General features: G+C 70.0%; 11 protein-coding genes and 5 tRNA genes. 13 read left to right on the top strand and 3 right to left on the bottom strand.

All coding sequences use genetic code 11. From position 1 onward, the window contains the following. Positions 1-3 precede the first annotated feature (3 nt). A complete protein-coding gene (locus tag ACIOJD_RS00815; RefSeq protein WP_401907519.1) occupies positions 4-4,011 on the bottom strand; it encodes a nitrate- and nitrite sensing domain-containing protein in 4,008 nt (1,335 codons plus the stop codon). A gap of 579 nt (positions 4,012-4,590) precedes the next feature. On the opposite strand from ACIOJD_RS00815, the gene ACIOJD_RS00810 reads away from it, so the two are divergent. From ACIOJD_RS00810 to ACIOJD_RS00760, 11 genes are all read left to right on the top strand, one after another. Next, positions 4,591-4,767, top strand: a complete 177-nt coding sequence (locus ACIOJD_RS00810; protein WP_401907518.1) for a hypothetical protein — start codon at positions 4,591-4,593, stop codon at positions 4,765-4,767. Positions 4,768-5,115: 348 nt separating this feature from the next. Beyond that, positions 5,116-5,901 carry a fumarylacetoacetate hydrolase family protein gene (locus ACIOJD_RS00805; protein WP_401907516.1) on the top strand — a complete coding sequence of 262 codons (786 nt, stop codon included), beginning with the start codon at positions 5,116-5,118 and terminating at the stop codon, positions 5,899-5,901. Next, complete coding sequence (gltX, locus tag ACIOJD_RS00800; RefSeq protein WP_401907515.1) at positions 5,894-7,366, top strand: glutamate--tRNA ligase; 1,473 nt, start codon at positions 5,894-5,896, stop codon at positions 7,364-7,366. Before ACIOJD_RS00805 ends, gltX begins: the two co-directional genes overlap by 8 nt. 127 nt (positions 7,367-7,493) lie before the next feature. After that, positions 7,494-7,757 carry a hypothetical protein gene (locus ACIOJD_RS00795; RefSeq protein ID WP_401907514.1) on the top strand — a complete coding sequence of 88 codons (264 nt, stop codon included), beginning with the start codon at positions 7,494-7,496 and terminating at the stop codon, positions 7,755-7,757. Next, positions 7,754-8,125, top strand: a complete 372-nt coding sequence (locus ACIOJD_RS00790) for a hypothetical protein (RefSeq protein ID WP_401907513.1) — start codon at positions 7,754-7,756, stop codon at positions 8,123-8,125. The genes ACIOJD_RS00795 and ACIOJD_RS00790 overlap by 4 nt, the downstream gene beginning before the upstream one ends. A 51-nt stretch (positions 8,126-8,176) precedes the next feature. Beyond that, a complete protein-coding gene (locus ACIOJD_RS00785; protein ID WP_401907511.1) occupies positions 8,177-8,896 on the top strand; it encodes an HAD family hydrolase in 720 nt (239 codons plus the stop codon). A gap of 88 nt (positions 8,897-8,984) precedes the next feature. Continuing rightward, positions 8,985-9,056, top strand: a tRNA-Gln gene (locus ACIOJD_RS00780). Positions 9,057-9,074: 18 nt separating this feature from the next. Further along, positions 9,075-9,147 (top strand) — tRNA-Glu (locus ACIOJD_RS00775). 61 nt (positions 9,148-9,208) lie between these two features. Beyond that, a tRNA-Glu gene (locus ACIOJD_RS00770) sits at positions 9,209-9,281 on the top strand. A gap of 13 nt (positions 9,282-9,294) precedes the next feature. Beyond that, positions 9,295-9,366: transfer RNA gene (locus ACIOJD_RS00765), tRNA-Gln, on the top strand. 17 nt (positions 9,367-9,383) lie between these two features. Next, positions 9,384-9,456: transfer RNA gene (locus tag ACIOJD_RS00760), tRNA-Glu, on the top strand. A gap of 54 nt (positions 9,457-9,510) precedes the next feature. Here the strand turns inward: ACIOJD_RS00760 and ACIOJD_RS00755 are convergent. Next, positions 9,511-10,167 carry a MerR family transcriptional regulator gene (locus tag ACIOJD_RS00755; RefSeq protein WP_401907509.1) on the bottom strand — a complete coding sequence of 219 codons (657 nt, stop codon included), beginning with the start codon at positions 10,165-10,167 and terminating at the stop codon, positions 9,511-9,513. A gap of 96 nt (positions 10,168-10,263) precedes the next feature. On the opposite strand from ACIOJD_RS00755, the gene ACIOJD_RS00750 reads away from it, so the two are divergent. Continuing rightward, positions 10,264-10,746: a DUF4188 domain-containing protein gene (locus ACIOJD_RS00750; protein ID WP_401907508.1), complete on the top strand. Its 483-nt coding sequence runs from the start codon at positions 10,264-10,266 to the stop codon at positions 10,744-10,746. 158 nt (positions 10,747-10,904) lie between these two features. Here ACIOJD_RS00750 and ndgR read toward each other — a convergent pair whose 3' ends face one another. Beyond that, a complete protein-coding gene (gene ndgR, locus ACIOJD_RS00745; protein ID WP_006383662.1) occupies positions 10,905-11,621 on the bottom strand; it encodes an IclR family transcriptional regulator NdgR in 717 nt (238 codons plus the stop codon). Positions 11,622-11,804: 183 nt separating this feature from the next. On the opposite strand from ndgR, the gene leuC reads away from it, so the two are divergent. Continuing rightward, complete coding sequence (leuC, locus tag ACIOJD_RS00740) at positions 11,805-13,244, top strand: 3-isopropylmalate dehydratase large subunit (protein WP_401907507.1); 1,440 nt, start codon at positions 11,805-11,807, stop codon at positions 13,242-13,244. Positions 13,245-13,246: the final 2 nt, after the last annotated feature.

Genomic DNA, 13,246 nt, shown 5'->3' with positions numbered 1-13,246 from the left:
CAACTAACGCTCCTGCTGGTGAGAGTTGCCGAGGTTGAATCCGCTGTTCGCCGGGCCGGTATTGCCCGCCTGACGACCCTGCTGGATACCCCGACGGAGATTGGTCAGCCGGCCGCGTACGTCCGCTGGCGCACGCGAGACCTGCGGACCGGTCTGGTTGCTCTGCTCCTGCGCGGTACCGGGCACCAGATTGGCGCGCGGTACCCGGCGGGGCAGACCGGAGGTGGTGATACCGCCTGCCTGGGGCTTCTTCGCCCGCTCGGCCTGGCGCACCAGCTCGTCGTTGGGCGAGGTGCGCCACGAGGACGAGACGCCGATGCCGTTCGTGTCCGGACTGGCGTCGAAGACGCCGAAGCCCGAACCGCCGGTGCCGGAACCGTTGGCGCCGGAGCCACGGGCGCCGCTGCCGTTGGACGGCTCGCGCCGCGGCATCGGAGGACGCTGGGGCGGCTGGGACAGACCCTGCCGCTCCGACGAGTCCGACATGCCCAGCGGGTCCGGCGAACCCAGCGGGTCCGAGGAACCGAAGGAGGCCTGCGAGCCCAACGGGTCCGGCTCCTGAGGCCGCCGGCCGTCGTCCTGCCGCGGACCGCCCTGCTGTGCGTCGTCCTGCTGTGTGCCGTGGAACCAGTTGGTCTCCAGATTGTCGTACAGCGGAGTACGGCCGTCACCCGGACCCGAGGCCGGAGGCAGCGCCTCGTGCTGCGGCTGCGGCGGCAGGCTCGGCGGCTGGTAGCCGCCCTCGGAGCCGGGCACCGGGGCCGGCGCCGGGGGCCGGGGGGCGTTGAAGTTCTGCTGGGCGCTGTAGTTCTGCTGCGCGTTGTAGTCCGACGGCGGACGGAAGTCGGACTGGCCCGGACGGAAGCCGGACGGGTCGCCGCGGTCCTGGCCGCTGTCCCGGTCCTGCCGGCCGTCGCGGTCAGGCGAGTAACCTCCGGGAGCCGCCGGGGCGTTGAAGTCCGGCCGGGGGAACTGCGCCGTGGCCGCCGGGTCCTGCGCGCCGCCGCCCTGCGCGGGGCCCGCGTCGCGCCGCGGCATGCTGAAGTCCGGGCGCTGGAACTCCGCGGTGGCACCGGGCCCCTGCCCTTCGCCCGTCGGCCGGGCGAACGGGCCGGTGGACTCGTGCTCCTCGTGGCCGCGCGGGGCGTCCAGCGAGGGGCGCGGCGGCGGGGACTGCTGGCCGCTGCCCCAGGTGGTGTTCTGGGAGTGCCGCGGCTGCGGGTTGCCGCCGGGCAGTTCGGCGCGCGGTCCGCCGGGCGGCGGGAGCTGCCGGCCGCGGTCGGGGGCGCCACCCTGCTGGAAGGCGTTCTGGGCCTGACCGCTGAAGCCGTTCTGGCCGCCCTGGTCCGGACCGGCGTCCTGACGGCCGCCCGCCGGGCTGTCCGGCGCCGCGGGGGCGCCGGGGCGGTCGGTACGGCCGTGTCCCTGACCGGGACCGCCCTGACCGGGACCGCCCTGACCGGGACCGCCCTGACCGGGACCGCTCCGGCCCTTGTTCTGCGAGGAGGAGCCGAAGGCGTTCTGGCTGAAGATGCTGGGCTGCCCGGAACTCTGTCCCTGGCCCTGGCGCTGCGAGTCGGACCCGCCCTGGTTCCCGTCGCGGGACGGCAGCGCGGCACGCGGCCCCGCACCGACCTGGCCACGCGGCGCACCCGCGCCGAGCAGGCCGCCGGGAGCCGACGAGCCGCCGGGGCCGCCACCGGGACGGCCGCCTCCGGCCGCACCGGGACCACCGGTCAGCTGACCGCCCGTACCACCGGGTCCCTGACCGGGACCACCGGCGCCGGGCCTGCCCGGCGGAACCTTCTTGCCGCCGTGGGCGACATCGACCGGCAGCATGACCAGCGCGGTCGTACCGCCGGAGTCGGAGGGGCGCAGCTGGATCCGGATGCCGTGACGCAGGGACAGCCGGCCGACCACGAACAGACCCATGCGGCGCGAGACCGAGACATCCACGGTGGGCGGCGAGGCGAGCCGCTCGTTGATCGCCGCGAGGTCCTCGGGGGAGAGGCCGATACCGGTGTCGTGGATCTCGACGAGCACCCGCCCGTCGGGCAGCGCGTGACCGGTGACCCGGACCTTCGTCTGCGGCGAGGAGAACGACGTCGCGTTCTCCAGCAGCTCGGCGAGGAGGTGCACGAGGTCGTTGACGACGCGGCCGGCGACCTCGGTCGTGGGCACCGAGGACAGTTCGATGCGCTCGTACTGCTCCACCTCGGAGGCGGCGGCACGGAGCACGTCGACCAGCGGTACGGGCCGGGTCCAGCGGCGGCCCGGCTCCTCGCCCGCGAGGACGAGGAGGTTCTCGCCGTTACGGCGCATACGGGTCGCGAGGTGGTCGAGCTTGAAGAGGGAGGACAGCTGGTCCGGGTCGGCCTCGCGCGACTCCAGTTCGGAGATGAGCGACAGCTGACGCTGGATGAGGCCCTGGCTGCGGCGCGAGAGGTTGGTGAACATCGCGTTGACGTTGCCTCGCAGCAGCGCCTGCTCGGCGGCGAGCCGGACGGCCTCGCGGTGCACGTCGTCGAAGGCCGTGGCGACCTGGCCGATCTCGTCCCGGGAGTGCACACCGACCGACTCGACGGACGTGTCGACGTCCTGCGGGTCCGACTCGGAGAGCTGCTTGACCAGTTCGGGCAGCCGGTCCTGGGCCACCTTGGTCGCCGTGTCCTGGAGCCGGCGCAGCGAACGGATCATGGACCGGGCGACCACGAAGGCGCCGACGAGCGAGACACCGAGGACGACGACGATCAGAGCGGCGTTGATGAGCGCGTCCTGCTCCGACTCGTCGCGCAGCTCGCGGGCCTTGGCCTCCATCTCGCCCAGCAGCGTGAACTCGATGGTCTTCATCGCGTTGATCCGCGTAGATGCCTGGTCGGTCCAGTCCAGATACGAGCGTTCGGGCTGGCTCTGCAGGCCGTCGGTCCGGTCGAGCACCCGGTCCGCGTACTTCTCGGACGCCTGGATCTCCGGGTTGCCCTGGCCGTTGAGCGGGGCCATCAGCTCTTCGGCGTCGCCGCCCATCGACTCGTACAGCGAGGTGAAGGAGGCGAGGGCGTTCTTCTCCTTGTTCGCCGCGGCCAGACCGTAGAGGCGGTCGTTCTCGCTGAGCCGGCCCGGGGTCTTCGCGTCGGCGGGCAGCGCGGCGGCGATGACCGCCCGCTGGATGGAGGCGTACTCCTTGGCCGACGAGAAGGCGGCCAGCGCACGGGTCCGCTTGATCATGTCCGGGTTACTGGTGGCCTGGGCCATGTCCTGCGAGAGGCTCAGCAGCGAGTCGATCAGTCCGCTGTACGCGTCGACCGTGAGCGAGTTCGCTTCCTCGCTGGATTCCGAGCGCGAGGTGTAGGCGTCCTTGCGGATCTCGTTGATCTTGTTGACCTGGGTGGCGATCTGCTTGACGTTGGAGCGGATGCTCTCCAGCGCGTCGTCGTTGTCGGCGTTGCCGATGTCGACGGTGGCGTTGATGAACGTCTTCTTCGCCCGGTCGGTCTTCGTACGGCGGTCCTGGACCTTGAAGTCCCTGGGGTTCGCGCCGTTGGTGAGGGGACCGGCCGACTCGTCACGCTCGGCCTGGAGCGCGGCCGCGAGGTTGGTCGCCTCTTTGGTCATCCTGGTGAGCAGCTGCATGTGCTCCAGCTGCTGCTGGTCGTTGAGCGACTCGTTGATACGCAGTCCGCCCAGCGAGGTGGCCGCGACCACCGGCAGGGTCAGCAGCGCCACCAGACGGGTGCTGATGCGCCAGTTGCGCAGAGCGATGCGCGAGCCCGAGTCGCCCGCCCCGGTGACCTGAGGCACGGGTGCCGGAGTGGACTTGGGCGCGGCCGACGGCTTCCCCGACGGCTTGGCCCCACCCGGAGCCGTACCGAGATGTCCACCGCGGCCGCCGCTCTCGCCCGAGGGCGCTGAACCCTGGTTCTGGGTGTGCTGGGCCGAGGAGCCGCGGTCGGTTCCGCCGCGGTGCTCCTGCTCCGCCGCAGCACTGCTATCCCTCTTGAAACGTCCCTGCACTAGCGTCGCAACCTCTGGACCAGGCGTCCCTCCGCGCAACGGCGGGACGGTGTCGGCTTCGTGGGGCGCGGAAAAGCTCCCCATGGTGGTCGTGAGTGACCGGCGCTGCTCCCCTTCCCCGCCGTCAACTCGGCGCTGCGTTGCGCCTCTGCGCGCCGGCAATTCAAACCCGCGGCGGTGGGGGGAATTCCAGCACAGTGCAGGATCTCCAACAAGGGCCATGGGGTGACCTGTGACCCGTATGACACGGCGTGAGCGCCGCATCACAAGCGGTAGAAAGGCTTGGCGGAGGAAACGGGACTTTTATTGACGAGCCACTTACGGGTGGGGGGTGTCCCAGTCCTGATGATCAACAGCGGAATGTAACGTTCAGTAACGCAATGTCCGTTTCGATGGGTGCGCACACCTGTCTGATATGGGTGAAATGACCGTCGATTCGTGAGCAAACTCACAGGGTGATCGCCGATCGATCCCCGGTGTGGCGGGGAATCGGATGTTTAGCCTGACGCTTTACAGGGACGGCCCATCCGACAAGCGGCGCCCCGGCGCCCGTTCACCCGACAAGGTCTGAAAACACAGATGAAGACGACGATGATGTTCCGCAACACCGCCAACCCCCGGCGCACCACACTGGCGCACCTCGAGGACGCCGAGGAGCTGGCCCCCAGGGAACAGCCGGAGCACCCCGTCACCCTGCCGAACCGGACCGCCAATCCCCGCCGTACGACTCTGATGGACGCGCCTGTCGCGCAGTAGGTTCCCGCGCCCGCCGGGTCCGCGGACGCGCCGCTTCTCCCGCCCGCGCCCCGCTCCACTCCCGCTCGTGTGCCGCTGCACCCGGCTCCGCCTCCGCCCCGCTCCGCCGGATCCGTCTCCGTGATCCGCTCGCGACCGCCCGCGCTTCCATACGTGAGGCGGTCGCTTCGCGTTCACGCGGGGTGCACCGGCAGCCTTCCGCGCGGTCGCCCGGCGGCTCTCCGTGGAGCCCGGCCGCGCTCAGCGGTGTTCACGGTCGGCAAACCACGCGCCGGGCCGTTCTCACCGCGCGTTAGCCTGGAGCGTCAGTCTCCAGACCAGCCAGCAAGTGAGGGGCGACAGCATCCCGTGCGCATCGCCAGATTCTCCATCGACGGCAATGTCGCCTTCGGCGCGGTCGAGGGCGAAGGCACCGGCGACCCCGCCGGCCTCGTCCTCGACATCATCAAGGGCATTCCGTACGCCGACTTCGAGCTCTCCGGCACCAAGGTCCCGCTGAGCAAGGTCCGGCTGCTCCCGCCCGTGCTCCCCAACAAGGTCGTGGGCATCGGCCGCAACTACGCGGAACACGCGGCGGAACTGGGCAACGCGGTCCCCGAGGCCCCGGTGGCCTTCTTCAAGCCCACCACCTCGGTGATCGGCTCCGGCGACGCGATCGAGTACCCCTCCTTCTCGGACGAGGTCCACTACGAGGCCGAACTGGCCGTCGTCATCGGCCGGATGTGCCGCGAGGTCCCGCGCGAGCGCGTCAAGGACGTCATCTTCGGCTACACCTGCGCCAATGACGTCACCGCCCGCGACGTCCAGAAGCGCGAGAAGCAGTGGGCCCGCGCCAAGGGCTTCGACACCTCGTGTCCGCTGGGCCCCTGGGTGGAGACCGAACTCGACCCCTCCGACGTCACCATCCAGTGCACCGTCAACGGCCAACAGCGCCAACTCGGCCGTACGAGCGAGATGGTCCGCTCCATCGAGGACCTGGTCGTCCACATCACCGAGGCCATGACGCTGCTCCCGGGCGACGTCATCCTCACGGGCACCCCCGCCGGGGTCGGCCCCCTCAGTGCCGGCGACGAGGTCGCCGTCACCATCGAAGGCATCGGCACTCTCACCAACAAGGTGATCAAGCGTGGCTAACGCACCCGTGCGTGTTCGTTTCTGTCCCTCGCCGACCGGCAACCCCCATGTGGGTCTGGTCCGCACCGCCCTGTTCAACTGGGCGTTCGCGCGCCACACCGGCGGCACCCTCGTCCTGCGTATCGAGGACACCGACGCCGCCCGCGACTCCGAGGAGTCGTACGAGCAGCTGCTCGACTCGCTGCGCTGGCTGGGGCTCGACTGGGACGAGGGCCCCGAAGTGGGCGGCCCGCACGCGCCGTACCGCCAGTCGCAGCGGATGGATCTCTACCGCGACACGGCGGACAAGCTCCTGGCGGCCGGTCACGCGTACCCCTGCTACTGCACCACCGAGGAGCTGGACGCCCGCCGCGAGGCCGCGCGCGCCGCGGGCAGGCCCTCCGGGTACGACGGCCACTGCCGTGACCTGACGGCGGAAGAGAAGGCGGCGTACGAGGCCGAGGGCCGCAGCTCCATCGTCCGCTTCCGGATGCCCGACGAGCCGATCACCTTCACGGACCTGGTCCGCGGCGAACTGACCTTCACCCCGGAGAACGTCCCGGACTACGGCATCGTCCGCGCCAACGGAGCCCCGCTCTACACGCTCGTCAACCCGCTCGACGACGCGCTGATGGGCATCACGCACGTCCTGCGCGGTGAGGACCTGCTCTCCTCCACCCCGCGCCAGGTCGCGCTCTACAAGGCGCTGATCGAGCTGGGCATCGCCAAGGACGTCCCGCTGTTCGGGCACCTTCCGTACGTCATGGGCGAGGGCAACAAGAAGCTCTCCAAGCGCGACCCGCAGGCGTCCCTCAACCTCTACCGTGAGCGCGGGTTCCTGCCCGAGGGGCTGCTCAACTACCTCTCGCTGCTGGGCTGGTCCCTCTCCGCCGACCGCGACATCTTCTCCATGGCGGAGATGGTCGAGGCATTCGACATCGCCGATGTCAACGCCAACCCGGCGCGCTTCGACCTGAAGAAGGCCGAGGCGATCAACGCCGACCACATCCGGCAGCTGGACGTGAAGACATTCATCGAGGCCTGCGGCCCCTGGCTGAAGGCCCCGCACGCACCCTGGGCGCCGGAGTCCTTCGACGCCGCCGCCTTCGAGGCACTGGCCCCGCTGGCCCAGACCCGGGTCACGGTGCTCTCCGACATCACCGCCAATGTCGACTTCCTCTTCCTCGACGAGCCGGTGGCGGACGAGGCGTCCTGGGCGAAGGCGATGAAGCCGGGCGCGGACGCCCTGCTGGCCACCGCCCGTACGAAGATCGCCGAGGCGGACTGGGACGCGGAGTCCCTCAAGAACGCGGTCCTCGCGGCGGGCGAGGAGCACGGCCTCAAACTCGGCAAGGCCCAGGCCCCGGTCCGTGTAGCGGTCACGGGCCGCACGGTCGGCCTGCCGCTCTTCGAGTCCCTGGAACTCCTGGGCCGCGAGCGCACGCTGTCCCGCATCGACGCGACCCTGGCGAAGCTGACGGCCTGAGCGGGCATTACACGTAGGAAAAGGCCCGGAGACCGTCACGGTCTCCGGGCCCTTCGCGCATGCTGCCCGGCTGCCGGGCCTCGCGGTCGCACCCGCACCCCTCGGTATTCAGAAGTATTCTGTCGGCATGGCGGATACGACGATAAAGATCACCGAAGAGGCGCGGGACCGGCTGCGGCAACTTGCCGAGGAGCGGGGCATCAGCACCCGCGCCTACGTCGAGCGGCTGATCGCCGCGAGGCCCACCGAAGCCGAGCGGGCCGAGCGCACCGCCCGTGCCGTCTCCTATGTGCGGAGCAATCTGCGGCCGGACCTCAGTGACGACGATGTGCGTGAGGCCGCGCTGTGGCGAGCCGCCATCACCGCGGGCCAGGTCGGGGACCGCAGGTGATCATCCTCGATCACACGGCGGTGCTCGCCCTGTGCCGCGGTCACCGACTGCTGTCCGGCATCGCCGTCGTCGAGGTCGACGATCCGGCGCAGCGAGCGCATGTCCCCGCGCTCTGCCTGGTCGCGGCGGGTCTTGAGCTCCCGGGAGTCGCCGTCCACGTAGGCGCGTTGCCCGGCCTGGAGTTCCTGCCACTCGATTTCGCCGCGTCGGCGGCGGTTGAGGAGATCACGGCGGCAGGTGCCGACTGGCGTTCCGCGCATGCGGTGTTCGCCGCGGTTTCGGGCGCGTTCGAGGGGCAGGTGCTGACGGCGGCCCCGGATGCCTATGACGGCACGGGCGTGTGGGCGGTCGACATCGGCAAGCCGTGAACGTGCCGGTAAGCCATGAGTGCCGTCGGAGCCGCGCGATACCGTCGTCGTATGCCGATCCGCGCCGTGCTCTGGGACATCGACGACACCCTCTTCGATCACACCGGCGCGGACCGTGCCGGCATGCGGAGGCATCTCGCCGGTGTGGGACTGCCGGGCTCGTTCAGCTCCGTCGATCAGGCCCTCGGCCGCTGGCGCGAGCTCGCCGATCTGCACTGGGCGCGGTTCGTCGCCGGGGAGACGGACTTTCCGGGGCAGCGGCGCGAGCGGGTCCGGGACTTTCTCGGGCTGGCGCTCGGTGATGCCGAGGCGGAGGCCTGGTTCGAGCAGCATGTTGTTCACTACGAGGCCGCCTGGAAGCTGTTTCCCGACAGTCTCGCCGTGCTGGACTTGCTGGCCACCGACTACCGGCAGGCCGTTCTGTCGAATGCGAGCCTCCTGAACCAGGACCGCAAACTGCGTGTCCTGGGCGTGCGCGAGCACTTCGAAGCCGTCCTGTGCTCCGCCGAGCTGGGGGTCGCCAAGCCCGACGCCGCCGCCTTCCTGGCCGCCTGCGACGCGCTGGCCCTGGAGCCGGGAGAAGTGGCGTACGTGGGCAATGAACCGGACATCGACGCAGGTGGCGCCGCGGCCGCGGGGCTCGCCGGGATCTGGCTGGACCGGGGCGGGCTCGGTGGCCGTCCGGAACTGGTGCGGATCACCGATCTCGGGCAGCTTCCCGCCCTGCTGCGTGGGGATACTCGTTTTGGAGCGCTGTCCGCGATCGGGTAATGTTCTTCCTGCGCCGCCCAAAGAGGCCCGAAAAGGTCCGGCGGAAGGCGCAAGCCAAACAAACCCCCTTACGGGGGTTGAGTTTTGGTGGGCTATGGTGTAATTGGCAGCACGACGGTTTCTGGTTCCGTTAGTCTAGGTTCGAGTCCTGGTAGCCCAGCGCAGATCTTTCTGCAACGCCCCCGTTGTGTAGCGGCCTAGCACGCTGCCCTCTCACGGCAGTAGCGCCGGTTCGAATCCGGTCGGGGGTACAGATCCTTCTCTCCGACGTCTTCGGGTCGCACCTGGACACGTCGATGCAGGATCGCTAGGGCCCCCGTTGTGTAGCGGCCTAGCACGCCGCCCTCTCAAGGCGGTAGCGCCGGTTCGAATCCGGTCGGGGGTACTGGTCTATACCATGGGCTATGGTGTAATTGGCAACACGGCGGTTTCTGGTTCCGTTGTTCTAGGTTCGAGTCCTGGTAGCCCAGCGCAGGTTCACTGCAAGGCCCCCGTTGTGTAGCGGCCTAGCACGCCGCCCTCTCAAGGCGGTAGCGCCGGTTCGAATCCGGTCGGGGGTACGTACGAGAAGTGGCCCTCCCCTCAAGGGGAGGGCCACTTCTTATTCCCAGGCCTCAATCCCCGCTGCCGAAGCGCCTGTTGGACTCCTCGGTCTCCGCCAGTCGGCGAAGGCTGAGCAGCACCGGTTCGTACAGCACGGTCAACGCCACCGCCGCCTCGACCTGTTCACTCCCCGGCTCGTACCGCTCCACCATGTCCAGGTCCACGACGCTGAGTTCGGCGGCGGGGCGCGCGTACGCCAGCAAATCCTCGACCGTGCACGGATAGCCGGTCACCGACAGGCCGGCGACGGCGCGGACGAGCATGCGGTACGCGGGGGATTCGTCCCTCCTTTCGCGCGCGAAGGTCCAGTCGAGCCGCTCCAGCAGGTCTTCCACGCGGAGTTGTGCCGCCTCGTGCGCGGCATCCGCGTCCGATCCGCCCGCGCCCGAAGAGCCGTCCGGCAGTGCCCAGAGTGCCGCGCCCAGGCGCGTATGGCGGTCGAGCGACTCGTCCTCCACCGCCACGAGCACCTCCCGCGCGGTCGCCACCGGCATCCGGCCCACCTGGATCAGCGCCCGGACCAGCCGGAGCCGGCGCAGATGCTCCTCGTCGTACTCGGCCTGGGTGGCGCTGATCCGGCGGCCGGGCCGCAGGAGCCCCTCGCGCAGGTAGTACTTGATCGTGGCGGTGGTGATCCCGCTGCGTTCGCTGAGCTCCGCCATGCGCATTCCGGTTGCACCTTCCCTTGGAGAGTGTCACTATCCAAGCATGGATAGTGACGCTATCCAGTGTGTGGGGGCCTTGGTCCGGGAGGAGTGACCGTCATGAGTGCGAAGCCGATCGAGGGGCGGATGACCGCACGCGCCGACGGGGAGACGACCGTCTTCCTGATCGGGATGCGCATCAACAAGTTCCGTGCGCCGCGCAGCTGGTGGCCCGTGGCGCGGGCGATGCCGCGCATGCTGAAAGAGCTGTCGCGGGACAAGGGGAGCGGGCTGATCGGGGCCCGGATTCTGCTGGGCGGGCCGAGGCTGGTGTACGTCGTCCAGTACTGGAGCTCGAAGGAGAAGCTCCTCGCCTACGCGTCCGCGCCGGACCAGGAGCACCGCCCCGCCTGGGCGGCCTTCAACCGCCGGCTGCGGGCCGGCCGGGGCAAGGTGGGGTTCTGGCACGAGACGTATGTCGTGCCGGCGGGCTCGTACGAGAGCGTGTACATCAACATGCCGGAGTTCGGCCTCGGAGAGGCCACCGGGGTCGCGCCGGTGGGCAGCCGCGGGGAGCGTGCGGCGGACCGGCTGGCCTCATAACGCGGGTCCCGGTACCGGTGTGGCCGCTGCGGCGTTGGAGCGGCCTACCGGTACTGACGGGCAGATGGGGCGGGCCAGGTGAGAAAAGGCCAGGTGAGGAAGGTGAAGCCAAGAGGGGGAGTGGAGGTCGCAGAGGGGGGCGGTGACCGTGGAAGGGATCAGCCGGTGCGGCGCAGGGCCTCGCTCAGCCGCCCCGCCGCGTCGATCACCGCCTGTGCGTGCATACGGCCCGGATGCCGTGTGAGCCGCTCGATCGGTCCGGATACCGAGACGGCCGCGACCACGCGGTTCGAGGGTCCCCGTACCGGCGCCGAGACCGAGGCGACGCCCGGCTCCCGCTCGCCGATCGACTGGGCCCAGCCCCTGCGCCGTACGCCCGAGAGGGCCGTCGCCGTGAACCGCGCCCCCTGAAGACCGCGGTGCAGCCGCTCCGGCTCCTCCCAGGCCATCAGGATCTGGGCCGAGGAGCCCGCCTTCATGGTCAGGGTGGAACCGACCGGGACCGTGTCCCGCAGGCCCGAGAGCCGCTCCGCCGCCGCTACACATATCCGCATGTCACCCTGCCGGCGGTAGAGCTGCGCGCTCTCGCCGGTCAGGTCCCGGAGATGGGTGAGTACCGGTCCGGCCGTGGCCAGCAGGCGGTCCTCACCGGCCGCGGCGGCCAGCTCGGCCAGCCGCGGGCCGAGGATGAACCGGCCCTGCATGTCCCTCGCCACCATCCTGTGGTGTTCCAGTGCCACGGCCAGTCGATGGGCCGTGGGCCGTGCGAGCCCGGTCGCCGCGACCAGCCCGGCGAGGGTGGCCGGACCGGACTCCAGGGCGCTCAATACCAGAGCAGCCTTGTCGAGAACGCCGACGCCGCTAGAGTTGTCCATGAAACGATACTCGCGTCTCACTCTGTGAAACGCAAGTTCAATTTCCCAGGGAACTTGCCAACCTGTATGTACGGGCCCGAGGACCAACGGGGCCCCAGCCGTCGTCCGGCACGTGGGGGAACGGGCGAGGCCCACATATCTCTAGGAGCGCCGGCCCGCACAAGGCCGGTCGGAGGGAAAGCGATGGGTAGGACACTCGCGGAGAAGGTCTGGGACGACCATGTCGTCCGGCGCGCAGAGGGCGAGCCCGACCTCCTCTTCATCGATCTGCACCTGCTGCACGAGGTGACCAGTCCCCAGGCCTTCGACGGCCTCCGTAAGAGCGACCGGCCGGTCCGGCGGCTCGACCTCACCATCGCTACCGAGGACCACAACACCCCGACCCTCGACATCGACAAGCCCATCGCGGACCCGGTCTCCCGTGTCCAGTTGGAGACGCTGCGCAAGAACTGCGCCGATTTCGGCGTGCGTCTGCACCCGCTGGGCGACGTCGAGCAGGGCGTCGTCCATGTCGTGGGCCCGCAGTTGGGACTGACCCAGCCCGGCACCACCGTGGTCTGCGGCGACAGCCACACCTCCACCCACGGCGCTTTCGGCGCCCTGGCGTTCGGTATCGGCACCAGCCAGGTCGAGCACGTGCTGGCCACCCAGACGCTGCCGCTGTCCCGCCCCAAGACCATGGCCATCACGGTCGAGGGCGACCTGGCCGACGACGTCACCGCCAAGGACCTGATCCTCGCCGTCATCGCCAGGATCGGCACCGGCGGCGGCCAGGGCTACATCCTCGAATACCGGGGCTCCGCCATCGAGAAGCTCTCGATGGAAGCCCGGATGACCATCTGCAACATGTCCATCGAGGCCGGCGCCAGGGCGGGCATGATCGCCCCGGACGCGACCACCTTCGCCTACCTCCAGGGCCGCGACCACGCCCCGGCGGCCGAGGACTGGGACGCGGCGGTCGCGTACTGGAAGACGCTGCGCACCGACGACGACGCGGTCTTCGACGCCGAGGTCTTCATCGACGCCGCGGAACTGGCCCCGTTCGTCACCTGGGGAACCAACCCCGGCCAGGGCGCCCCGCTCTCCGCGAACGTCCCCGACCCGGCTTCGTACGAGGACGCTTCGGAGCGCTACGCCGCCGAAAAGGCCCTGGAATACATGGGGTTGACCGCAGGGCAGGCGCTGCGCGACATCAAGGTCGACACCGTCTTCGTAGGCTCCTGCACCAACGGCCGTATCGAGGACCTGCGCTCGGCCGCCTCGATCCTGGACGGCCGCAAAGTCGCCGACGGCGTACGGATGCTGGTCGTTCCCGGTTCGGTACGGGTCTCGCTCCAGGCCGTCGCGGAGGGCCTGGACAAGGTCTTCACCGGCGCGGGCGCCGAATGGCGGCACGCGGGCTGCTCGATGTGCCTGGGCATGAACCCCGACCAACTCGCGCCCGGTGAGCGCTCCGCGTCCACCTCCAACCGCAACTTCGAGGGCAGGCAGGGCAAGGGCGGCCGTACCCACCTCGTCTCTCCCCAGGTCGCCGCCGCCACCGCCGTGCTGGGCCATCTGGCCTCGCCCGCCGATCTGTCCGACGCCGATGCCGGCGCCCGTACGCCCGCTGGAGCGCGATAACC

The sequence above is a fragment of the Streptomyces sp. NPDC088116 genome (assembly GCF_044741745.1).
Taxonomy (GTDB): domain Bacteria; phylum Actinomycetota; class Actinomycetes; order Streptomycetales; family Streptomycetaceae; genus Streptomyces.
The sequence above is the reverse complement of the archived record's forward strand: the minus strand, read 5'-3'. Positions and strand labels throughout refer to the sequence as shown.

Coding starts and splice junctions, on each gene's coding strand:
- ndgR (WP_006383662.1), bottom strand. CDS start 11,621: ATGGACAACTCTAGCGGCGTCGGCGTTCTCGACAAGGCTGCTCTGGTA.
- ACIOJD_RS00810 (WP_401907518.1), top strand. CDS start 4,591: ATGAAGACGACGATGATGTTCCGCAACACCGCCAACCCCCGGCGCACC.
- ACIOJD_RS00750 (WP_401907508.1), top strand. CDS start 10,264: ATGAGTGCGAAGCCGATCGAGGGGCGGATGACCGCACGCGCCGACGGG.
- ACIOJD_RS00795 (WP_401907514.1), top strand. CDS start 7,494: ATGGCGGATACGACGATAAAGATCACCGAAGAGGCGCGGGACCGGCTG.
- leuC (WP_401907507.1), top strand. CDS start 11,805: ATGGGTAGGACACTCGCGGAGAAGGTCTGGGACGACCATGTCGTCCGG.
- ACIOJD_RS00755 (WP_401907509.1), bottom strand. CDS start 10,167: ATGCGCATGGCGGAGCTCAGCGAACGCAGCGGGATCACCACCGCCACG.
- ACIOJD_RS00785 (WP_401907511.1), top strand. CDS start 8,177: ATGCCGATCCGCGCCGTGCTCTGGGACATCGACGACACCCTCTTCGAT.